Here is a 22433-nt window from a genome sequence, read left to right as displayed (position 1 = left end):
TTATGACTGGTGGTTGTTTATCACGTCGCGCGGGTATCTCAGGTGATTTTGTCTTACACCTGGTTGGCCGTGCGCCTGTTCGCGGCACCTGGCGCTGCAGAATACCCACGTTATCGGCAGCTTGTTCATTGGCGTTATTCACCGACAATCGCCGTCGCCAAGGTTTAAAATTCCACCAAAAAAGATTAGGATCCGGGGACTTACCACCGCTGTTTGACGGCTTGTTGTGACTGGCTTTTTGGCCATCCAGGCGCACGGCTTCTAAGCCATTGTGGTGCAGTGCTTCTGAACCGCTCCTGCGCTTGGCATATCAGCCAAAAAGTCGCAGGTCTTCGGAAATGTAGAGGCGCAGGACTTCAGAACCTTCGAGTCGCCTGGCTTTTGAATCAATGTGGTGCAGTGCTTCTGAAACCCTGTGAGGCGCTTGGCTTAGAAGTGCCTGGCCGCCAAAGCGCGGACGCTGACCTGAACGGCGAGCGCTGCGTTGGTATCACGGTGCTCAACTGGCTGTTGGTGAGTCGTAGAATGGAATGCTATTATCCGCCACTGGAATTAGAGTTAATGCTCTAGAGGTGTCAATGAAACCTATCATCACACTCCTTCGCAAGCCGAATATGGTGTGTTTGTCCCGTCAGACTGCCCCCGGCGCTTCTGGGGTATCCAGCGCTTTCGATGCCGCTGTTGCCGCCAATGCCCGAGCCATCCAGGGCAGTGATGCTCTGACAACTGCGATCAGTGCCGGCCCTGTGCCTGTCGCCTCCAGTGCTGGCCGCACTTTTATGCCTGGATTGCTGACGGCTTTATCCCTTGCCTTTTTTGCGGCCTTACCTTCTTTCGCCCATGCGCAGAGTTTTGATGAGGCCTGGCAGCAGCTGCAACAGGTAAGCGATAAGCTTGCCGCTTCCAGTGCCAAGGTCGACAGAGCCCGCGCCGAGCGGGATGCGGGGGAAGATATGAACCTGCCAGAGCTGTCGCTTAATGGCAGTTATACCCGCCTGGAAAAGCCGCTGGAGATGGATCTCAGAGACCTGAATCCGCTGGCCTCCCTCGACCCCAGCACCCTGCCGCCCGCCCTCGGCGCCGCCCTTGGCAGTATTCCAGGTGAACTCTTTATTACGCCTTTTACCGAGCAGGACATCTTCCGCGCCAGTCTGTCGGCCATGTGGCCGATATACACCGGCGGCCGCATTAGTGCCGCGCAGGGCATCCACGAAGCTCACCTTGCCGAAGAACAGCAGCAGCGGGAGCTGACTCGCCGCGAGCTGTTTACTACTCTGGTGGACCGCTATTACGGGGTGATGGTGGCGGCAGAGCTTGCCCGTACCCAGGACAAATTGGTGGTATCCCTCGAGAAACACGTTGAGCATGCCAAGAAGCTCGAGGCTCAGGGGCAAATCGCCAAAGTGGAACGCCTCAATGCCGAAGTGGCGCTCGACAACGCCAGGGTGCAGGCATCCAGCAGTCGCCGCCAGTACGAAATCACCGAGCTTGCGCTGCGAAGCCTGCTCAAATCCGATCCGGCCCCCTCGTCGCCACTGTTTATCTCCAGCCGTGAGCCGTCGCTGCCGTATCTTGCCGAGCTGACCCAAAAGGGGCACCCGGCACTTAAGTTGTTGGATGCAAAAGAATCCCAGGCGAACGGCTTGATTGAGGTCGAGCGCGGCGCCTATAAGCCCACGGTATTCCTGTACGGCAATTACACCCTGTACGAGGACGACAGTCTGTTTGCCAAAATGGAGCCGGACTGGATGCTGGGGGTTGGTTTTAAGATGCCGCTGCTGGCCCGCGATGGCCGCAGTGGCAAGGTCGAAGCGGCCAGGAGTGCGCTGCTACAGGCCCGTCATACCAAGGCGCAGACCCGCGAAGACCTAAGTTTGCTGCTGGAGCAAAGTTATCGCCAGTTAAAGCAGGCCGAGGAAGAGTATCGCGCACTGGCAAGCTCCCGCGAGCTGGCGCTGGAAAACCTGCGTTTGCGTGAGCTGGCCTTTAATCAGGGCATGTCCACCTCCATCGAGCGGGTGGATGCCGAGCTTAAGCTCACAGCTGTCGACACCCAGCAATTGGGTGCCAAGTTTCGTTACGTGCAGGCTTATGCGCGCCTGATGGCGATATCCGGCCAATTGGATGAATTTGTCGGCCAGACCAAACAGGTGGCTATGGGAGATCAACAATGAAGGCGAATGTGCGCCTGATGGCACCCACAGTCCGGGGCCAATTGGATGAATTTGTCGGCCAGACCAAACAAGTGGCTATGGGAGATCAACAATGAAGGCCAATCGTTTACTTGCCGCCATCGCGCTGCTGGGGCTTGTCGTCGCGCTGGTGTGGGGGCTGATGCTGGCCCATACGCCCAAGAGTGCACCACTGCAGGGGCAGATTGAAGCGCGGGAATATCATGTGTCGTCCAAGGTGCCCGGCCGTATCGAAGAGGTGATGGTGCGCCGTGGTGATACAGTTGCCGCTGGCGATCTTCTGTATGTAATTGATAGCCCGGAACTAAACGCCAAGTTGATGCAGGCCGAAGGGGGCCGCGATGCTGCCCGAGCGATGCAGCTTGAAGCCGACAGCGGTGCCCGTAAGCAGCAAATTGCCGCCCAAAAAGAGCAGTGGCTTAAGGCCAAGGCAGGGTTGGCGCTTGCCAAAACCACCTTCGATAGGGTCGATAACCTGTTTCAGGAAGGCGTTGTGCCGCGGCAAAAGCGTGATGAAGCCTACACCCAATGGCAAGCTGCCAAGTACACAGAGCAGGCGGCGCTGGCGGTGTATCAGATGACGGAGGAAGGCGCGCGGGAAGAAACCAAGGCGGCCGCCGCCGGTAATGCCCGCATGGCCGAGGGTGCAGTAAAAGAAGTCAGCGCCATTCTGGCCGACAGTCAGATGCGCGCCCCCCGAAGCGGCGAAGTGTCAGAGGTGCTGCTGCAGTCCGGCGAGTTGGCACCGTCCGGGTTTCCGGTGGTGAGCCTGGTGGACATGAGCGATGCCTGGGCCGTGTTCCAGCTGCGTGAAGACATGCTTAAGGATGTGAAAAAGGGCGACGTGAAGCGCCTGTACATTCCGGCGCTTGATGCCAGCGCCGAGTTTAAGGTGAAGCACATCGCCGTGATGGGCGATTTTGCCACCTGGCGCTCTACCGAGAGTGGCCACGACTTTGACCTGCGAACCTTCGAGGTGGAGCTGGTGCCTGAGAAGTCCATCGACGGCCTGCGCGCCGGCATGTCGGCGATTTGGGAATAAGCATGCGAGCCTTGCTGCGCCGGGAACTGTGCGCACTCTGGCAAAGCCCCTGGCAGTTGGCGCTGGTGACCTGGCTGCCGATTGTATCTATGCTGGCGCTGTGGTGGCTGTTCAGTGCGGCGCTGCCGCGCCAACTGCCGGTGGCCTGGGTCGACCTGGATAACAGCAGCATCAGTCGTGAGCTTGGTCGTCATGTGGCGGCAAGCCCGGTGGCAAGTCCTGAGTCCTTCACTCATCTGGAAGATGCCATTGCCGCCATGAACCGCGCCGAGGTGTACGCGCTGGTGGTGGTGCCTGTGGGGTTCAGCCGCGAGCTGATGACCGGCGGCGATCCTACCCTGGATGTGCGTTACAACGGCCAGTTTTTGCTGGTGGGCAAGCTGCTGGCGGCCAATTTACAACTGGCCATTGCCGATGCCATGAAGCCTTTGGCCTACACCAAGCAGCTTGCCGGTGGCGCCAGTCCCCATCAGGCCAGAGTGAATATGGCGCCTATTGAAACCCAAACCACGGCACTGTTTAACCGCAACAACAACTATGTGGGCTTTTTGGTGCCACCGGTACTGATTGCCCTGTGGCAGTTGATGGCCATGTTGGTGTTTGCCAATGCCCTCAATCGGGAGCTGGCCGAACCGGCAGATATGCCACTGAGCGCCCGCCTCGCGGCCAAGTTTGTGTTTTATGCACCGCTGTTGCTGGCGCAGGGGCTCTTTATCCACGCGCTGCTGTTTGGTTTTCTTGCTTTGCCGCTGGCAGGCTCGCCGCTGTGGCTGGTGCCCGCCATGCTTGCCACTCTACTCGCGGTATTTGTGATGGTGGTGCTTATCTTTCTTATCATGCAGGAGGCCGCGCGGGTGGTGAGCTTTTGCACCGCGCTGTTTGCCCCGGCGTTTGCCTTTATGGGCGTTACCTTTCCGGTGCACGATATGCCCCAGGCGGCCCAGTACTGGCGGCTTTTGATGCCATCGAGCCACTATATCGACTCCCACATTGCGCTGGTGAGCTATGGTGTCAGCGGCACTGAGCTGCTGCTTAAACTCGGCTCCTTCGCTCCCTTCTTACTGCTGCTGGTGCCCATTTATGCGCTGGCGGGCAAGGGGCTGCGCGTGCAGGAAGTGGCGGAAGGTGCAAATGAGGAGCTTGCCCTATGAGCCTGCTGCGACTCCTCCTCAGTGAACTGAAAGCCATTGTCAGTGACAAAGCGATTGCCGTGACCCTGTTTGGCGGCGTGCTGTTTTATGCGGTGCTTTATCCGCTGCCATATTTGCATCAGGTGCCGACAGAGCAGGCGCTGGTGGTAGTGGATTTGGACAACACCAGCTTGAGTCGCACCCTGGTGCGCCATGCCGATGCCAGCCCCAAAATCCGGGTGGCAGCAGGCGCTGGCAGTATTCATGAGGCCAAGGCGCTGATTGCCAGCGGCGACTTCCATGGCTTGTTGGTGATCCCCAAAGGGTTCAAGCGCGACTTGTTGCTGGGGAAGGGCGCCACTTTAAGCTACGGCGGCGATGCCAGTTACTTTTTGGTGTACTCGGCGCTGGTGGAAGGTCTGGTATCTGCAGGGATGGACGCCGCCAAATCGGTGCAACTTTTGGGGCTTTTGAGTCGCGGCGAATCCTTTACCGGTGCTACCTTGAAGCTTACCCCCATGCACCTCAATGCGGTGCCCGCCTATAACCCGAGCCTGGGTTACACCCCTTATGTGGTGCCCGGACTCTTCCTGCTGATTTTGCATCAGACACTCTTGATTGGTACCGGGATTTTAGGCGCAGGACAGTGGGGCTCAGCGCCTTTGGTCAAGGGGCAATCCGTCAGTGCTGCAGCTGCTGCACCATACTGGACTCAGGTTTCTGCGCTGAAGCTGCTTTGTGGCCGCAGTCTGGCCTTCGGGCTCTTGTATCTTGGTTTTGGCGGCTTTTATCTTGGCTGGTGTTATCACTGGTATGGGGTGTCGGTGCAATCGAGTCTGGCGCAGATGTTGCTGTTTGCACTGCCGTTTTTGCTGGCAACCCTGTTTGCCGGTATCGCGGCCAGTACCCTGTTCAGTCGCCGTGATTTACCTACTCAGGTGATGCTGCTTGCCTCCATGCCTATTTTGTTTGTCAGTGGCTTCGTGTGGCCGCTGTCGCTCATCCCCGAGCCGCTGGTGCTGATATCCAAGGTGATTCCTGCGGTGCCGGCGATTTTCGGTATGCTGAAACTCAATCAGCTCGGTGCGGGATTTGAGGCGGTGATGAATGAGTGGCTCATTTTGTGGGGACTTACCGCAGCGTATTTTGTACTGGCATTTGCCGGGCTCAGCTGGCGGCTTAAGCCGTGGCGTCATTAATGGGCGCCGAACCAGTAAGCTGGTTGCCAATGCGATTATCGAGCAATAAAAAGCCCCGCACTGCGGGGCTTTTTATTGAAATAGCAACAGCTTACTCGGCCATGCCTTCACGCAGGTATTTGTGCAGCTCTTTGGCGGCCTTGGACTCGAGCGCCCTGGCTGGGTCGGGCTCTTCCTTTGCGGCTTCGGCGGCCACTTCTTTGGCCAGAGCACGTACCAGCTGACGCAGCTTTTGCCGTTCCAGAGCCGGATGGGCTTCTATCAGCGCCTGAATTTCGGCGTCGCCTTCGCTCAGCAGTCGGTCACGCACCTTTTCCAGCACGTGCACCCGGGCAGCCTCGGAATTGTTGCGGTTAGTCACCTTATCCAGCGCTGCCGTGATGGCCTCGCTGTCGAGGTTACGCATCAGCTTACCGATAAACTGCACCTGACGACGGTGCGCCTCGGTGTTGGGCTTAATTTTCTTGGCCGCAATCAGGGCATCGAGCAGGCTTTCATCCAGCTCGAGTTTGTCCAGCTGGCTCTTGCTCAGGCTAAGCAGACGCTTACCCAGCTCTTGTGCCGCATGGGATTCCTTCTTAAAGGACGTCTTACTGATGTAATCTTCGTCCTCGTCATAAGGCTGTTTGAAATTCTCGGGATCGCCGACGACGTTCATTTGCTCAAAACCTCTATTACGCAATCCGCCAATATTACCATCAAGCCGCTTACTGCGCGAATATGTCCGCACAATGCCAGTGAAAAGTCGCCATTTAGGCCGGAATTGTGGATGTGATTTGCAGATGGCCTTTGTTATGCTTAGACCCATTACGCCGTTAACCAGAGTAAGACAGTGTCATCGAACAAGATTGAAGTGGAAATGGAGGCCCTGAAAGACGCAGTGGCCATGGCTTTGGACTATGCCAAAACGCTCGGCACCAGCGCCGCCGAAGTGGCCATTTCCAAGCAGCAGGGCCTGTCGGTATCTACCCGCCTCAAAGAGGTGGAAACCGTCGAGTTCAACAAGGATGGCGCCTTGGGGATCACTGTGTTTCGTGACGGCTGCAAGGGCAGCTCCTCTACCTCAGATTTAAGCCCCGAGGCTATTCGTCAGGCGGTAAAGGCTGCCGATGACATTGCCCGCTACACCTCCGCCGACCCCTGCAACGGTCTGGCAGAAGCCAGTCTGATGGCCAAGGCCGTGGCCGATCTGGAGCTGTATCATCCCGAGAGTCTGACCCCGGAAGAGCTGACCGAGCTGGCAATCCGCGCCGAGGCGGCTGCGCTCGAGGCCGACCCGCGGATCAAGAATTCCGATGGCGCCAGTGCCAATGCCCATACCGGTATCAAGGTGTACGGCAACAGCCACGGCTTCCTCAACGGCTATTGTTCTTCCCGCTATTCCTTAAGCTGCGTGGTGATAGGCGAAGAAGACGATGGCAACATGCAGCGGGATTACGACTACAGCATTTCACGCCGTTATGGCGAGCTGCTCGCCCCCGAGCTGGTGGGGCAGAAAGCCGCCGCCAAAACCTTAAGTCGCCTCGGTGGCCGCAAGATTGCCACCGGCAAGATGCCGGTGCTGTTTGCCCACGAAGTGGCCACAGGTCTGGTTGGCCATCTTATCAGCGCCATCAGTGGCTCAAGCCTGTACCGTAAATCGAGCTTTTTGCTGGATTCGCTGGATACCCAGGTGTTCCCCGAGTGGCTCAGCATCCGCGAAGAGCCGCGTCTGCTCGCAGGCCTTGCCAGTGCCCCCTACGACAGTGAAGGGGTGGCCACGGTCGATCGAGACATTATCCGTGATGGCGTGCTCGCCACCTATCTGCTCACCGCCTATTCATCCCGTAAATTGGGGATGACCAACACGGGTCACGCCGGTGGTATATACAACTGGACCTTAAGCGACAGCGGCATGGACTTCGATGCCCTGGTGCGCCAAATGGGGACCGGCCTGATTGTCACTGAGGTGATGGGGCAGGGCGTGAACATGGTCACCGGCGACTACTCCCGTGGCGCGGCCGGTTTTTATGTCGAAAACGGCGAAATTCTCTATCCGGTGGAAGAGATCACCATTGCCGGTAACCTCAAAGACATGTACCGCAGTATTCAGGCGGTCAGTCAGGACAGAGACCTGCGCTCTTCTATCCGTACCGGCGGCATCTTGCTGGATGCTATGAAGGTGGCCGGTAACTAAGCGCCAACCGCGCAATCGCAGATAACCAAAAGCCCCGCCAAACGGGGCTTTTTCGTGCGCTTCAGGGCTTAGCCATGCTGTGTGGCAGCACCGCGCTCCAGCGCCGCCGAGTGGATCAGCGCCTGTGTTTTGCCCTCTTTCAACATCAGCGCCAGACTCCTGGAGAATTGCTCAGCCTTGGTTCCGGCTCTGAGGCGCCGCGGCAGATTTTCCGGCGTCAGCGGCTTGTCGGCATCATAAGCCGGGTTGGGCTCGTCATCAAAGTGCGGGCTTTTGCGCGAGAAGCCAAGGTACATGGTTCTTGGGGATTCGCAGCAGTCATGGTGCAGTTTCAGGGCGGTGCGGCCATCCCGTTTCAGGTAATAGTTGAGGGTGATTTCATCGTAAATAAAGAAATCGCCCTTTCGTGCGCGCAGCAGTCCGAGTGCCTGTGGTACGTCCATATCCGGCGGCCGGCGGGTTTCCAGCTTGTCGGGCAGACCACCCAAATCGTAACCGCCGGGGGAAATCAGCAGCACCATATCGTGGTCAACCAACTCGGTTGGCTGGCGGATATCCGGGGTGCCTTCGCGGCTGATGCCGGTGTAACGCTCGGGCAGACCATTGGGCACAAAGTGGGCAAAGCGCATCCGCTGGCGGTTAAAGCCAAAGCTGGGGTAGAAGTCGATTTTGCCGTGCATCAGGTCGCGGATGATCCGGTTTTTCGGGGCTCGGACTATGTTGAGCTCGCAGCCTATTCGGGCGGCTGCGGTGCGGTAGAGGTCTTCAAACAGGCCGGAATTATCGGGCTCGGCATGAATGTAGGGCAGGCGTTCGCTGGTTCGGTAACCCATGGTGAGCTCGCAGCCAACACTGGAAAAACTGAGCAACGACAGCAGAATGAAAGTGCATTTCATCTACATGAACTCCTTGATTATTCTTATTTTTAATTCAGGTTTTCAGGCTTGAAGTTACACAGTTTTTCACAAATGGGAAACATAAAAAGTTTCCTGTTGGGGTAAATATGATCTGGATCTTGTCTTGCTGATTGCCGTATGCTTGGCGCGTTTTTAACCAAGAGGAAAGACCATGACAAAAGCGCATGATCACGGCCGCGGCGACATCCGCGACAACGCCATCAAGGCACTGGTGACATCCGAGCTGTTCCGCCAGCGGGTGGAAAAACCAAAGAAAGGCAAAGGCTCTTACAATCGTAAGGCACGTAACCAAAAGGGGCATCAGCACAAGGGCGATGCCCCTTTTGATTTTTTGGGTCTGTGTTTGCTGCGCTGCTGATGGCGTCTGCTTTTTTCTTCAATTTCTGGCCATAAAAAACGGGCACAGGGCCCGCTTCTTCATTCGATAACCTCAGTAAACCGCGCTGAGTATCAGTCTTCCAATGCCACCAGTTCGGCCCAGAGATCGTGCTCGTCAGACGCTACTATGCGGGCGCGTACCATATCGCCCGGGGTCAGTTCGGTTTCGCCGTTGATAAAGACCATGCCGTCGATTTCCGGGGCATCGGCGTAAGAGCGGCCGATGGCGCCTTCTTCGTCGACGTCATCAATCAGAATATCCAGCTCGCGGCCAACCAGACGGGCCAGGCGCTCGGCGCTGATCTCGGCCTGCACTTCCATAAAGCGCTCGTATCTGTCTTCTTTGACTTCTTCGCTGATAAGCTCGCCCAGGGTGTTGGCCACGGCGCCTTCCACTTCGGAATACTTAAAGCAGCCAACGCGATCCAGACGCGCTTCGCGCAGGAAGTCCAGCAGCATCTGGAAGTCTTCTTCAGTCTCGCCGGGGAAGCCAACAATAAAGGTGGAGCGAATAACCAGATCCGGGCAGATCTCGCGCCAGCTCTTGATGGCGTCCAGCTGACGATCAACGCGGCCGGGGCGCTTCATCATCTTGAGGACGCGCGGGCTGGCGTGCTGCAGCGGCAGGTCGAGGTACGGCAGAATCAGACCTTCAGCCATCAGCGGGATCAGCTCGTCAACCCAGGGGTATGGGTAAACGTAGTGCAGACGCACCCAGGCGCCCATTTTGCCAAGCTGGCGGGCGAGGGTGGTGATGTCCTGCTTCACCGGCATACCGTTCCAGAAGTCGGTGCGGCCGCCTTTGTCTTTGCCGTAGGCGGAGGTGTCCTGGCTCACCACCAGAATTTCCTGCACGCCGCTCTCGACCAGACGCTTGGCTTCATCGAGCACGCTGCCTACGCCGCGGCTGTCCAGATCGCCACGCAGCGCCGGAATAATGCAGAAGGTGCAGCGGTTGTCGCAACCTTCGGAAATCTTCAGGTACGCATAGTGCTTGGGAGTCAGCTTGACGCCGGTCTGGGGAATCAGCGAGGTGTAAGGGTTGTGCTCGGGCTTGGGCACATACTTGTGGACGTGACTCAGCACCGCCTCGTAGCTGTGGGGGCCGGTGATTTCCAGCACGTCCGGATGTACTTCGCGGATTTGGTTTTCTTTGGCGCCCAGACAGCCGGTAACCAGTACCTTGCCGTTTTCTTCCAGCGCTTCACGGATGGCATCCAGCGACTCTTCCACCGCCGCATCGATAAAGCCACAGGTGTTTACAATCACCAGGTCGGCGTTATCGTAGCTGTTGGTCACCTCGTAGCCGTCGATTCTGAGCTGAGTCAGGATACGCTCTGAGTCCACCAGGTTTTTGGGGCAGCCCAGGCTGACGAAGCCGATGCGGTTGCCGCTGGCGGTATCTGCTGTGGCCACGGCCTCTGCGGCCAGGGTCTTGGCTGGCGTTTCGAGGGTGGTGGTCTGCTTGGGATCGAAGGTTTCTACTGTCTTGTTCAAGGCGCGCGTTCCAAAAATGACTCGGATGTTTCGGGCCCGTGACCCGGGGCTTTAATGAGCTTAGCGGGTGACCGGCAAAAAAGTGCGCGCGATTATACCGCAGATGCATCAAAGGTACAGGGTGTGTGGCGAAATTTTGTGCACCCATGGGCGGGAAATTTTTTGAAAAAGTTTAACCCCTTTTGCCAGGGATACCGTTTAAAGGGATAGAGCGATTTGAACACCAAGGAGAATTCCATGAAAAAAACACTGACAGCATTGTGTCTTGGCGCCCTGATGACGGGCTCAGTTTTGCCTGCCGTTGCGGCTGAATTTCCGACGCTGGACACCACAGGTGTGGCCGAGCTCAGAGTGGCGCCCGATGTGGCCATCATTCAGGTGGAGGTGGTGAGTAAGGGTAAGGAGCCGCTGGATGTGAAGCGCAGTTCCGACAAGGCGGTGGCCGGTTTTATTCATCGTCTCGAATCAGCCGGGGTGAAGCGCGAGCAAATTGAAAGCGCCAACCTGATGATTAATCCCGAATACAAGTTCCATAAAGATGCCGAGCCGCAGCTGCTGGGGTACGGCGCCAATCGCCGGGTGACAGTGCGTATCAGCGACCTGACCCGGGTCAACGATATCCTCGATTCCGCCCTGACCTCAGGCATTAATCGGGTCGGCAATATCCGCTTTGAACTGAGCGATGACGTGGCGGCGCGTGAGAAGGTGCGTCAGCTCGCCATTGATGATGCCCGCAGCAAGGCCGAGGCGCTGGCCAAGGGCTTTGGCGCCAAAATCGAGACCGTGTGGCATATCCGCTATTACGATCAGGGCCCGGTTCGCCCGGTGATGTACAAGGCCGCTGCCATGGAAGCTGATAATGGTGTGGGCCAAAGCTATCAGTCCGGCGACATCACCCTGTCCGACAGAGTGGAAGTCACTTACCGCCTTCGTGATTAAGCGTCCAAGTGATTGTTTATTAGTAATAAAACCGGATGGTTCGGAACCCAAAAACCACAAAAGAGAGCCTGAGTTGGCTCTCTTTTTGCGTTGGGCTTAAGCGGATAGCTGCGGTTATCAGCGCGCCAGTTTGAGCTGATAAAAGGCTAAATCGAGCCAGCGTTCAAACTTAAAGCCCACTTCTTTCAGGGTGCCGGCATGGCTGAAACCCAGTTTTTGATGCAGGGCGATACTGGCGCCATTAGTGGCATCAATCGCCCCTACCATCATGTGCAGCTGTTGCTCCCTGGCTGTCGCAATCAACGCCTGCATCAAGGTCTCGGCCACTCCTTTGCCACGCCTTTCGGGGTGCACATACACAGAGTGCTCCACCGAGTACAGATTGGCAGGAAAGCCGCGAAAGGGGCCGTAACTGGCGAAGCCTATCAGATGGCCATCGTCATCGAAGGCACCCAGCACCGGATACTTGCCTTCCTTCTGGGCGAACCAGTCGGCGATACGGGCCAGATCCCGGGGCTCGTACTCATACAGGGCGGTGGTGTGGGCGATGGCGTGGTTGAAAATCGCCTGAATGGCGTGGCCGTCGCGGGCAAATTCACAAGGGGCGATACGCATGGCGTGACGGTTTGCACTCTGATGTAAGGTTGCTTGCAGTATGCCTTGCGGCGGCCGCAGGCGCCAGCGCGCTTATGCGCCCAACCCATCGTGCTTATGTGCCCACCCATCGGGCCTGCGCGCAGCAATGCACAGGAACTAAGCCGAATAACCTACGCCCTGGCACAGGAGCATTATTTGCCGCCGAAGAAGCGCATCATCTTATTGAACAGATCTTTGTTTTCCGGTGGAGGCGGCTGGTTGGCCTCGCGGGCCAGCAGCTCGGTCAGCTCCTGCTGACGGGCATTGAGCGCCTGATACAGCGGCTGCAACATGGCTTCACGGGCCATAAACAGCGACTGGAACATTTCCTGATTGATGCGGTAGCTCTCCACTGTGCCCTTGGCGACTACTGAGAAACTGCTGGGCTCACCGGTGAGCAAGCTAAGCTCGCCGCAAAAATCCCCTGCTTTCATTACCCCCAGAGTCAGCTGTTTGCCATTTTTTTCAAATACCAGTTCTGCCTCGCCTTTAATGATAATAAACAGCCACTTGGTAACCTCCGATTGGCGCAGGATTACATCGCCATTAACGAAGGGGGCAAAGCGCAAATTGTCCGCCAGTTGCAGCAGCTCCTCTTCCTGCAACATGGCAAACAGCGACAGCTTTTTCAGGGTCGACATGCGTTCGGCGGTGTGGCGTTTGTGGCGGGCGTCCTGATGTTGCTGAGCCTGGTCCATAAACACGTTGAATACCGGCGGGGTGGGGCGTCTGTCGTTGCGCCTGAGCGCCGCATCGATAAGGGTGCGCACCACAGAATCCGTCGGGTCGTCGCGGGCCAGATCGGTCAGCCAATAGCGCACCGCGTAGCGGGCAATGCCTTTTTCCACGCTCATCAGCAGGCAATCCGGGCGGGGATTATGGGCCACATTGGGCAGTTGGGTTTCACGCAGGGCATTTTCCACCAGCGAGATAATTTGGGTGGGCAGGGTGTCGAGTGTCAGCTCAAACCAAATCCAGCGCCGCCATTGCTGGGGTTGGCCCTCACGCCTGCCAAGCACGGTAAAGCGTTGTTTAAGCAAATGACTGTTGGGGATAACCACGGTTTCCCAGTTGCGGGTTTCTATGGTGGTGGCGCGCCAGTTGATTTGCACTACCCGCCCCTGCACTGTGTCGACCATCAGCCAGTCGCCAATGCCAATGGAGCTGTCGAGCTGAATCGACACCCCGGCGAGCAGGTTGCCGAGGGTATCCTGCATCGAAAAGGCGATGATGGCGGTCAGCACCGCCGAGGTTGTCACAATTTCACCCAGGGATAAGCCCGAGGCATAAAGCCGGTACAGACCCCAGCCAACGTAGGCCAGGGTCACTACTATATCGGCCACAATTTGCGGCACCGAGAACTTCATCGCCGGCAGTAACAGCCTGAATAATAAGGTGCCCCAAATGCGGATAAGCACCAGCCCCCACAGCAAACTCACCAGCTCAGACAGCCAGCGTGGCGGCAGCGGCAGCTTCAGCCAACCCCCTTCGTATTGCACCATCAGCGCCAGCACAAGCACGCCCACCGCCAGCCAAAAGGAAGACAGCAGCTCTCTGCGGCAGTTGGGGCTGCGCAGGGCGTGGATAATCATCAGCAGCAGGGTAAAGCCAATCCAGGCAAAGTGTTCCAGCATCCAGGAAAATACGGGCAGGCGCTCAGGCATAAGATGTCTCCCTATTCTTTGATGAGTATAGACAGGGCATCTTCCGGTTGTGGCGCCTTGCTTCGATTCAGCACGCAAGCCGCTCAAATACTTGGCTGCAACATTTGATTAACAAGGTGTAATTGGCTACTTTAAGCTCTACATCATGCAGCTTATGCCAACAACGGCTGCGATTTTGGTGTCTCCGTCACCATGGTTGCAGGGGCGGCAATTTAGCCCGTTTAACCATGGACTGATTAAACCAATATAATGACAAGGAGCCCATTGTGAGCTTGATTGCAAAGACCTCTACCCTGGTACTGGCCCTCGGCCTGGCGTCGGTTTCCATGACCGGCAGCGCCAAAAATGACAACGCGCTGGAACATGCCAACAGCAACGCATCCTTCCTGCGCTGCGGCACCAAGCACCCAACCGCTCAGGAAGCTGAGCTGCGTGAAAAGCATTTCCAAACCCTGAGAATGGCCAAAGGCAAGCCCGGCGGTGGCACCAGCTACCAGCCTCGTCCCAATGGTTCGGTGGTGGTGGATGTGCATATGCACGTTATTACCGACAGCAGTGGTAACGGTAGTCTGTCGACGGGCGAAATCAACGCCCAGATCAACGTGCTCAACAACGCCTATGCCAGCACGCCCTTCACCTTCCGTTTGGTGTCGACCGACTATACAGCCAATAACAGCTGGTATACTGCGACCCATGGTTCGACTGCTGAGAAGGACATGAAGTCGGCGCTGCGTCAGGGTGATGCCGCTGCTCTGAACTTCTACACCAACAACATGGGCGGTGGCCTGCTGGGCTGGGCAACCTTCCCGAGCAGCTATGCGTCTGATCCTGTTAATGACGGTGTGGTCGTGCTCTACTCCAGTCTGCCAGGCGGCAGCGCCGCACCTTATAACGAAGGTGATACCGGCACCCACGAAGTGGGCCACTGGCTGGGTCTGTACCACACCTTCCAGGGCGGTTGCAGCGGTAATGGTGACTACGTCGCCGACACCCCTGCCGAGCGCAGTCCTGCCTATGGCTGCCCGGTGAATCGTGACTCCTGCTCCGGCAAGCGTTATCCCGGCCTGGACCCCATCACCAACTTTATGGATTACACCGACGATTCATGCATGTATGAATTCTCGGAAGGTCAGGCCAACCGTGCCGATGAGCTGAGCTTCACCTACCGTAATCTCTGATGTATGAAGTGTGAAAAAGGCACCCAGGGGTGCCTTTTTTATTTGGGTTGGCAGCCACTGAACCCTCAGCTTTGCTGCAGCAGCTGAGCATATTGCGCTGAGGCCATCACGGGCACAAACTCGGTGAGACTGAAGCTGACTGCGCCACTTTGGATAAAGGGGTCGGCCTCAAGCACAGCTCTAAGCTCAGCCTCACTGTCATGACGGGAGATAATAATGCCACCGGTGCGGGGATTTTTACGGCCGCCAAACAGCAGCTTGCCGTTTTCGTACTCTTTGGTCAGATAGTCCCTGTGAGCCTGGGTGAGTTCGGGGGTTATCTTGATGCTGTCGGCAAAGTGCATATCAATCAGAAACATGATCTTCTCGCTTTTCGTTGAGGGCTATACTAGATTGCTACGTAATTCGTAGCGAAATGCTAATGCTACTAAATTGGAAGCGCAAGAGAAATGAAAACCCCATTGCCATTTGAACCCGTGAGGGGCTCGCAGTCCGGTGTCGCCATCATGGCGGTGTTTGACCTTTTGGGTCGTAAGTGGAATATGCGGATTATGTGGGAGCTGGGCGCCGGGCCGCTGAGTTTTCGTGCCCTGCAGGAGCGCTGTGATGCAATGTCGCCGTCGGTGCTCAATAGCCGGATTAAACAGCTGAGCGAGGCCCGTTTACTGCAAACAACGGTGGAAGGCTACGCGCTGACCGAGCTTGGTGTCAGCCTGATGGCAACCTTGGATCCGCTGCGAGCCTGGTCGGCAGACTGGGCCGCGCAAATTACGCAGCAGAGCCGCTAACACAAAAACTAACGCAAAAGATTAGCGCAAAAGATTAGCGTAAAAGACTGGCGGATAAGTGCGTGGTGGCGTTTAGCTCTGCCGCAACAGCAAATAAAAACCCCGGTTTCGGCCGGGGTTTTTGTTTGCTGCGGGCTAAGTGCGCCAAGGCGCTATTTGCCAGCTATCAGTCCACCAGAGCGTATTGCTCTTTGAGGATGGCGATGATTTCTGCCTTGGGGTTATTGCTCAGTTCAATCTTGCGGCCGGTGACCTTCTCAGCGATGCCGGTGTAGGTGCGCGATACGTTCATCATGGCATCCAGTGGCAGGGCGTTGTCGCGGGCAAGCGCTTCACGCTCGGGCATCCGGTCTTTATTGAGCAGGATGTCCGGGTCGGGGAAGTGATTCAGCAGGAACTGGCGGAAACCTTCTTTGGAGTTTTCGACAATCTTGCCGTCGCGGTAGGCGGCGCCATCCCAAATGCGGGAGGAGTCCGGAGTACCCACTTCGTCCATGTAAATCAGCTTGCTGTTGCCCTTGCTGTCGGTGACATAGCCAAACTCAAATTTGGTATCCACGAACACCTGATCGAGCTTCGCCAGTGCTTCGGAAATGACCCCAAAGCCTTCTTTCAAAAGCTTTTCATAGAGGTCGATATCCTCTTTCGTTTCAAAGCCAAAGGCTTCGAAATTGGCTTCGATATCGGCGCGGCTGATGTTCACATCGTCCTGCTCTGGCACGCCGGGGATGCCGGTCAGAATGCCCTTGGTGGATGGAGTGATCAGCAGCTCAGGCAGTTTTTGATCCTTTTGCAGACCTTCCGGCAGTGTGATGCCACAGAATACCCGCTCACCCTTTTGGTAGGCGCGCCACATGGAGCCGGTGATGTACTGGCGAATGATGGCTTCAACCTTGATGGGGCGGGCTTTTTGCACAATCCACACAAAAGGATGCGGAATATCCAGAATATGGCTGTCGGCCAGGTCGTTCTCTTTGAACAGCCCAAACCAGTGGTTGGAAATGGCATTGAGGGCCGCGCCCTTGCCGGGAATACCACGCAGATCGCCTTCGCCGTGGAAGATGCAATCGAAGGCGGAGATACGGTCAGAGATCACCATGATGGCCAGCGGGGTGTCGGCAGGGACATCGTAGCCGCGTTCGCGGATAAGGCGGGCGCTGTCGGCCTCGGTCAGCCAGTAAACGCTGCGTACCTTGCCGCTGTGCACGGGTTTGTCGGTACGGATAGGCAAGTCGTTGTTCACGGCAAGTACGGAATCAGCAAGACTCATGACGAGTATTCCTCAAAGCTTCGTAGTGTGTAGGGTTAAGATGTTTTGAGTGCTCAGGCACTTTTTAATTTATTTCAATTGGATAGTTATATTCAGCACAGCAGGCGGGTGAGAAAAGCGCGGTCGTGTCCGACTTGGTTTTTTCACGTTCATCGAGGCGTTCTGACGCAACGAGCAACTGGCTTTGTACTATCCCGGCCAACCTGCTTTGGGCGGCCCGAAAAAAGTGGCGCCATTTTACCCTGAAAGCCGCCGCTTGGATACTGCGAAGGCAGCAGCCGAACTTGATATATATGTTTTTTCGTATATGCTTTTTTTCATATGTAAAAAGTGGGATACCGCAATGGACGTAGTGAGCTTCTTCAAGGCGCTGGCCGATGACACCAGGCTGAGAATATTGATGCTGATTGTGGGTGAAACCGAGCTGTGCGTGTGTGAGCTGACCGAGGCGCTGGGGCTGAGTCAGCCCAAAATCTCCCGCCATCTGAGGCTACTGAAAGACGCAGGCCTGTTGCAGGACAGACGTCAGGGCCAGTGGGTCTATTACCGCCAGGCCGAAACGCTGCCCGACTGGTGTGCAGGCCAGCTTGCATACCTTGCCGATAAGGGCCCGGACTGGCTGAGTGATGAGAAACAACGATTATCTGCCATGGGCTGTCGCCCGGGGCGCTGCTGCTGATTGCCTGTGATGACAGGCGCAAGAATGGACCTGCCAAGGCAGGCTTGAGAGGACAAGATGGGCAAGATTAAGGTTGGTATCAACGGCTTTGGCCGCATGGGCAGGCTGACACTGCGCAGCGCCTGGGGCAATGACGAATTCGAATTTGTGCACATCAACGACCCGGCAGGTGATGCCACAACGCTGGCGCATCTGCTCGAGTTCGACTCAGTGCACGGCCGCTGGGCGCATCCGGTTGCCAGCGATGGTTGCAATATCCTGATTGGTGACGCTCGTATTTCTACCAGCATGAACAAGACCATTGAAGAAACCGACTGGTCCGGCTGCGATCTGGTGATTGAAGCCTCAGGTAAGATGAAAACCAAGGCGGTGCTGGAGGCGTATCTTGCCCAGGGCGTAAAGCGCGTGGTGGTAACAGCGCCGGTAAAAGAAGAGGGCATCCTCAATGTGGTGATGGGCATCAATCATCAACTCTACCGCCCCGATGAACATCCGATTGTGACCGCCGCTTCCTGCACCACCAACTGCCTGGCACCCGTGGTCAAGGTGATTCACGAAAGCCTTGGCATCAAACATGGCTCCATGACCACCATTCACGATATCACCAACACCCAGACCATTCTGGACGCGCCCCACAAGGATTTACGCCGTGCCCGCGCCTGCGGCATGAGCTTGATTCCCACCACCACCGGCAGTGCTACCGCCATCACTCATATCTTCCCTGAGCTGAAAGGTCGTCTCAACGGCCATGCGGTGCGGGTGCCGCTGGCCAATGCCTCGCTCACCGACTGCGTGTTTGAGGTGGAACGCCCCACCACCGAGGTGGAAGTCAACGCCTTGCTGAAAGCCGCCGCTGAAGGTGCGCTTAAGGGGATTCTTGGCTTTGAAGAGCGGCCGCTGGTGTCGATTGACTATCGCACCGACCCGCGATCCAGTGTGGTGGATGCCCTGTCGACCATGGTGGTCAACGGCACCCAGGTGAAGCTTTACTGCTGGTACGACAACGAATGGGGCTATGCCAACCGGGTGGCCGAACTGGCGCTGATGGTGGGCCGGATGGATAAGGCGTAAATCTTATGTTTGCCAGCCGCAGCCAGCTGACGCCGGAGCAGCGCCAATACCTGTTGGTGACCGCCAACTATTGGGCTTTTACCCTTACCGATGGCGCGCTGCGGATGCTGGTGGTGCTCTACTTCCATCAGCTTGGCTATGCGCCGCTGGCGATCGCCATGTTGTTCCTGTTCTACGAGTTTTTTGGGGTGGTGACCAATCTTGTTGGCGGCTGGCTAGGTGCCCGTATTGGTCTTAACCGCACCATGAATTTGGGGATGGGGCTGCAAATTCTGGCGCTGGGTATGCTGCTGGCACCGGCGGCCTGGCTTACTGTGCCCTGGGTGATGGCGGCCCAGGCATTGTCTGGTATTGCCAAAGACCTCAATAAGATGAGTGCGAAAAGTGCCATCAAAACTCTGGTACCCAAAGAGGGGCAGGACGAAAAGCTGTTTAAATACATCGCCCTGCTCACCGGTTCTAAAAACGCCCTCAAGGGCGTGGGTTTCTTTGTTGGCGGCGCACTCCTGTCGCTGCTTGATTTTACGGGCGCGGTGGCGATTTTGCTGCTACTGCTGGCAGTGATTTGGCTCGATAGTCTTGCCGGGCTCAAGCAGGAACTCGGCAAGGCCAAAAACAAACCCAAGTTTAAGGATATTTTCTCTAAAAGCCGCAATATCAACATCTTGTCTGCTGCGAGACTATTTTTGTTTGCCGCACGGGATGTGTGGTTTGTAGTGGCCTTGCCTGTGTATCTGGCGGTGCAGTTTGGCTGGGATCACTGGCAGGTGGGCAGTTTCCTCGCGGCCTGGATTATTGGTTATGGCTTGGTGCAAACCTCGGCGCCACTCATTACCCGCCGGGCCGGTCGGACTCCGGGCGGTTTTGAGGCCGTGCTTTGGGTCAGCCTGCTGATGTTTACTCCCGCCATTATCGCTTTGGGGCTGGATTGGGGGCTTTACTGGTTGCTGGCCGGGCTACTGCTGTTTGGCGCTCTGTTTGCCGTTAACTCATCGCTGCACAGCTTTTTGATAGTGCATTACGCCGATGAGGATGGGGTGTCACTGGATGTGGGCTTTTATTATATGGCCAATGCCGCTGGCCGGCTGTTTGGCACCCTGCTCTCGGGTGCCCTGTTCCAAAGTTGGGGACTGGCAGCCTGTTTGTGGGTCAGCGCCGCTATGTTGCTGTTGACTGCCATCATCAGTCTTGGGTTACCAAGGCAAAAATAAGCCTCAGCCGGATGAAATTGGCACCTTCCCTTGGGGTGCCACTTTACCTTGTTATATTGCTGCTACACTTGATGCATGCCCTCAATACAGGAGCTTGCATGACAGCGCCATTCAGATTGCCTTTATCCCGGGAGACTCACCTTGGGTAAGCTATTTGCCAATCGCAAGCGCGATGAACAGACAGTACCGGCAGTGGCGCCCCAGCCTGCCTGGATTATCGGCATCATTGATGATGAGCCCGCCATCCATGATGTGACCCGTCTGGCACTGAAGCATGTGCGGATTTTCGGCCGGCCGCTTGAGTTTGTCTCCGCTTTCAGTGCCAAAGAAGGCTTTGATTTGGTTAAGAACCATCCCGAGATGGCGCTGGTGCTGCTGGATGTGGTGATGGAAACCGACGAAGCCGGACTCATGCTGGTGGACCGCATCCGCAATGAGCTTGGCAATCATTTGCTGCAGATAGTGCTCAGAACCGGTCAGCCCGGTTACACCCCCGAAGAGGAAGTCATCCTCAAATACGAAATCAACTCCTACAAAACCAAGAGCGAACTGACCCGCAATAAGCTGTTTACTGTGGTGGCCACTGGCCTGCGCTGTTTCAGGCAGATGGATGCGTTGGAGCGTAGCCGTCAGGGACTCAGATCGGTCATTAACGCTGCCGCCAATTTGTTTCAGGAGCGCTCTATTCATGAATTTGCCAGTGGCGTGCTGGACCAAATAGACGCTCTGTTCAACATCAAGGCCGACAGCCTGTTTTGTGTGTCCCAGCGGCCGCTGAATGGCCCCTTTTCCATCGAGTCGGGCAATCAGGAATTTCTGGTGGTGGCTGCCAGCGACAAGTTCCGTGATTTTTACGGCAAGAGCCTGGATGAGCTCGACCCTGAGCTGGAGCAGCGCCAACTGGTACAGCGAACGCTAAGCGCCAATCAGCACGTCTTTTTACCCAGTTGCAGCTGTCTGTATCTGTCGACCCCATCGGGCTGGCAGGGGGTGATAGTGGCCGAAAATGCCAGCGGGCTGACCCAGGTAGATCAGGAGCTGCTGCAGGTTTTTTGCCTCAATGTGGCACTGGGGCTGGAAAACGCCAAGTTCTTCTCCCACCTCAATAAAGCGGCATTTTTTGATGAGCTCACCGGCCTCTACAACCGTGCCGGTATGGTGGAATATGGTGCCGGGTTCCTTAAGCGAGGCAGCCGCGGTTCGGCCAGCCTCTATATGCTGGATATCGACTATTTTCATCAGATTATCGAGTCGTTGGGCTATGAGTTCGGCAATAACATTCTCGGTAAAATGGCGCGGGTGCTGCGTAAGGAATTTGCCAACCGTGCCATGATAGCGCGCCTGCATGCCGACGTGTTTGCGGTGCTGCTGCCCGAAGGGCGGCTGACCGCCCACGAGCTGGCGGTGCGCTGCGCCAAGCCGCTGATGATAGACGAGCAATCGATTCGGCTGGGGCTGACCGTGGGCAGCTCAGTGCTGGAGCAGGGTGACGACATCGACATAGAGCGGATGCTGCGCCATGCCGAGTCGGCGCTCAAGGTCGCCAAAGAGCACAGGCGCGGATCGGGTGAAACCTTTGACAAACGGTATGAACAGGCGTCCCGCGACAGCATGACTGTGCTCAGCGACTTGCGTATCGCGTTGGATAATCGCGAGCTGTATCTGGTGTTGCAGCCCAAGGTGGATATCAACCATGGTAATGTGATGGGCTATGAGGCGCTTATCCGCTGGCAGCACCCTGAAAAAGGCAATATCCCCCCTGGGGCCTTTATTCCTGCAGTGGATAAATCCGGGCTTTACTACATGGTCGACCTCTATGTCGCCCGCGCCGCCTGTGAACTTATCAATGCGCATCCCGAATTGAGGGTGCCGATTTCCATCAATATTTCCGCCAACTCACTGCACCACGAAACCTTTGTTGATGATCTCAAAGCAGAATTTATTAAGGCGGGTGTGGCCTTCAATCGGGTGGAGCTGGAGGTCACCGAAAACGCTCTGGTGCATTCAGATCGCGCCATTGGCGAGCTGCATCGACTGCATGAAAGCGGTTTTGTGATTTGTCTGGATGACTTTGGCGCCGGCTTTTCATCCCTTGGCTATCTGCTGCGGTTGCCGATTCAGGTGATTAAAATCGACCGGGCTTTTATTTCCCACCTCACCGACAGCGACGAGGCTATTGCCGTGTTGCAGGGCATACTGCGGATAGGGCGTGACCTGAATAAACAGCTGATTATCGAAGGGGTTGAAACAGAAGCCCAGTTGGCACTGCTGAAGTCGATGCAGGTGGATTACGTGCAGGGCTTTTTCTTCTACCGCCCATTGCCGGTAAAAGAAGCGCTGGCGCTGCTCGATGGCAGTAATACCTGAGCTGGCCGTACTGCAAGGGACTGACAAAAGCGTATGAATCACACAGATTTGGGTAAACCTTTTTGAGTTTAAAAGGTTTTTCCGGCACTCTGCTTTGGT

The 22433-nt window shown here is 56.5% G+C and carries 20 protein-coding genes; 13 read left to right on the top strand and 7 right to left on the bottom strand.

Going from position 1 to position 22433, the window contains the following annotated elements; translation table 11 throughout:
* Window positions 1-578: 578 nt before the first annotated feature.
* The 4 genes from MJ923_RS16280 to MJ923_RS16265 all read left to right on the top strand — a co-directional run bounded on the left by MJ923_RS16280 (window position 579) and on the right by MJ923_RS16265 (window position 5563).
* A complete protein-coding gene (locus MJ923_RS16280; protein ID WP_240591983.1) occupies window positions 579-2174 on the top strand; it encodes a TolC family protein in 1596 nt (531 codons plus the stop codon).
* Between the two features lie 91 nt (window positions 2175-2265).
* A complete protein-coding gene (locus MJ923_RS16275) occupies window positions 2266-3234 on the top strand; it encodes an HlyD family secretion protein (RefSeq protein WP_240591982.1) in 969 nt (322 codons plus the stop codon).
* Window positions 3235-3236: 2 nt separating this feature from the next.
* The gene (locus tag MJ923_RS16270; RefSeq protein WP_240591981.1) at window positions 3237-4385 is read left to right on the top strand and encodes an ABC transporter permease; all 1149 of its coding nucleotides are present in this window, start codon (window positions 3237-3239) and stop codon (window positions 4383-4385) included.
* On the top strand, window positions 4382-5563 hold the full coding sequence (locus MJ923_RS16265) for an ABC transporter permease (protein WP_240591980.1): 1182 nt from the start codon (window positions 4382-4384) through the stop codon (window positions 5561-5563). Before MJ923_RS16270 ends, MJ923_RS16265 begins: the two co-directional genes overlap by 4 nt.
* Before the next feature lie 91 nt (window positions 5564-5654).
* On the opposite strand, the gene yjgA is transcribed toward MJ923_RS16265, so the two are convergent.
* On the bottom strand, window positions 5655-6221 hold the full coding sequence (gene yjgA / locus MJ923_RS16260; protein WP_240591979.1) for a ribosome biogenesis factor YjgA: 567 nt from the start codon (window positions 6219-6221) through the stop codon (window positions 5655-5657).
* Between the two features lie 174 nt (window positions 6222-6395).
* Here yjgA and pmbA point away from each other — a divergent pair, with 174 nt between their 5' ends.
* Window positions 6396-7739 (top strand): metalloprotease PmbA, encoded by a 1344-nt coding sequence (gene pmbA / locus MJ923_RS16255; RefSeq protein ID WP_240591978.1) that lies wholly within the window; start codon window positions 6396-6398, stop codon window positions 7737-7739.
* Between the two features lie 68 nt (window positions 7740-7807).
* On the opposite strand, the gene MJ923_RS16250 is transcribed toward pmbA, so the two are convergent.
* Entirely contained in the window at window positions 7808-8635 is an 828-nt protein-coding gene (locus MJ923_RS16250; RefSeq protein ID WP_240591977.1) for a substrate-binding periplasmic protein, read from the bottom strand.
* 172 nt (window positions 8636-8807) lie between these two features.
* On the opposite strand from MJ923_RS16250, the gene MJ923_RS16245 reads away from it, so the two are divergent.
* Window positions 8808-9014: a ribosome alternative rescue factor ArfA gene (locus tag MJ923_RS16245; protein ID WP_126168345.1), complete on the top strand. Its 207-nt coding sequence runs from the start codon at window positions 8808-8810 to the stop codon at window positions 9012-9014.
* A gap of 92 nt (window positions 9015-9106) precedes the next feature.
* Here the strand turns inward: MJ923_RS16245 and rimO are convergent, their stop codons facing one another.
* A complete protein-coding gene (gene rimO, locus MJ923_RS16240) occupies window positions 9107-10531 on the bottom strand; it encodes a 30S ribosomal protein S12 methylthiotransferase RimO (RefSeq protein ID WP_126168344.1) in 1425 nt (474 codons plus the stop codon).
* A 237-nt stretch (window positions 10532-10768) separates the two neighbouring features.
* Here rimO and MJ923_RS16235 point away from each other — a divergent pair, with 237 nt between their 5' ends.
* Window positions 10769-11470 carry an SIMPL domain-containing protein gene (locus MJ923_RS16235; protein WP_240591976.1) on the top strand — a complete coding sequence of 234 codons (702 nt, stop codon included), beginning with the start codon at window positions 10769-10771 and terminating at the stop codon, window positions 11468-11470.
* Between the two features lie 117 nt (window positions 11471-11587).
* Here MJ923_RS16235 and MJ923_RS16230 read toward each other — a convergent pair whose 3' ends face one another.
* Together MJ923_RS16230 and MJ923_RS16225 are read right to left on the bottom strand one after the other, a co-directional pair.
* Window positions 11588-12085, bottom strand: a complete 498-nt coding sequence (locus MJ923_RS16230; protein ID WP_240591975.1) for a GNAT family N-acetyltransferase — start codon at window positions 12083-12085, stop codon at window positions 11588-11590.
* Between the two features lie 173 nt (window positions 12086-12258).
* On the bottom strand, window positions 12259-13770 hold the full coding sequence (locus MJ923_RS16225) for a mechanosensitive ion channel family protein (RefSeq protein WP_240591974.1): 1512 nt from the start codon (window positions 13768-13770) through the stop codon (window positions 12259-12261).
* A 266-nt stretch (window positions 13771-14036) separates the two neighbouring features.
* On the opposite strand from MJ923_RS16225, the gene MJ923_RS16220 reads away from it, so the two are divergent.
* Window positions 14037-14948, top strand: a complete 912-nt coding sequence (locus MJ923_RS16220) for a zinc metalloprotease (RefSeq protein WP_240591973.1) — start codon at window positions 14037-14039, stop codon at window positions 14946-14948.
* A gap of 65 nt (window positions 14949-15013) precedes the next feature.
* Here MJ923_RS16220 and MJ923_RS16215 read toward each other — a convergent pair whose 3' ends face one another.
* Window positions 15014-15307: a YciI family protein gene (locus MJ923_RS16215; protein WP_240591972.1), complete on the bottom strand. Its 294-nt coding sequence runs from the start codon at window positions 15305-15307 to the stop codon at window positions 15014-15016.
* Between the two features lie 90 nt (window positions 15308-15397).
* Here MJ923_RS16215 and MJ923_RS16210 point away from each other — a divergent pair, with 90 nt between their 5' ends.
* Complete coding sequence (locus tag MJ923_RS16210) at window positions 15398-15736, top strand: winged helix-turn-helix transcriptional regulator (protein ID WP_240591971.1); 339 nt, start codon at window positions 15398-15400, stop codon at window positions 15734-15736.
* A gap of 166 nt (window positions 15737-15902) precedes the next feature.
* Here MJ923_RS16210 and MJ923_RS16205 read toward each other — a convergent pair whose 3' ends face one another.
* A complete protein-coding gene (locus MJ923_RS16205; protein ID WP_240591970.1) occupies window positions 15903-17006 on the bottom strand; it encodes a phosphoribosylaminoimidazolesuccinocarboxamide synthase in 1104 nt (367 codons plus the stop codon).
* Between the two features lie 343 nt (window positions 17007-17349).
* Between MJ923_RS16205 and MJ923_RS16200 the strand changes: the two genes are divergently transcribed.
* From MJ923_RS16200 to MJ923_RS16185, 4 genes are all read left to right on the top strand, one after another.
* The gene (locus MJ923_RS16200) at window positions 17350-17685 is read left to right on the top strand and encodes an ArsR/SmtB family transcription factor (RefSeq protein ID WP_240591969.1); all 336 of its coding nucleotides are present in this window, start codon (window positions 17350-17352) and stop codon (window positions 17683-17685) included.
* A gap of 57 nt (window positions 17686-17742) precedes the next feature.
* A complete protein-coding gene (locus MJ923_RS16195) occupies window positions 17743-18756 on the top strand; it encodes an ArsJ-associated glyceraldehyde-3-phosphate dehydrogenase (RefSeq protein ID WP_240591968.1) in 1014 nt (337 codons plus the stop codon).
* A gap of 5 nt (window positions 18757-18761) precedes the next feature.
* Window positions 18762-19967 (top strand): organoarsenical effux MFS transporter ArsJ, encoded by a 1206-nt coding sequence (arsJ, locus tag MJ923_RS16190; RefSeq protein WP_240591967.1) that lies wholly within the window; start codon window positions 18762-18764, stop codon window positions 19965-19967.
* 141 nt (window positions 19968-20108) lie between these two features.
* Window positions 20109-22334, top strand: coding sequence for a two-component system response regulator (locus MJ923_RS16185; protein WP_240591966.1), 2226 nt, complete (start codon window positions 20109-20111; stop codon window positions 22332-22334).
* Window positions 22335-22433 lie beyond the last annotated feature (99 nt).

This window comes from Shewanella zhuhaiensis, assembly GCF_022484835.1.
Classification (GTDB): domain Bacteria; phylum Pseudomonadota; class Gammaproteobacteria; order Enterobacterales; family Shewanellaceae; genus Shewanella; species Shewanella khirikhana.
The sequence above is the reverse complement of the archived record's forward strand: the minus strand, read 5'-3'. Positions and strand labels throughout refer to the sequence as shown.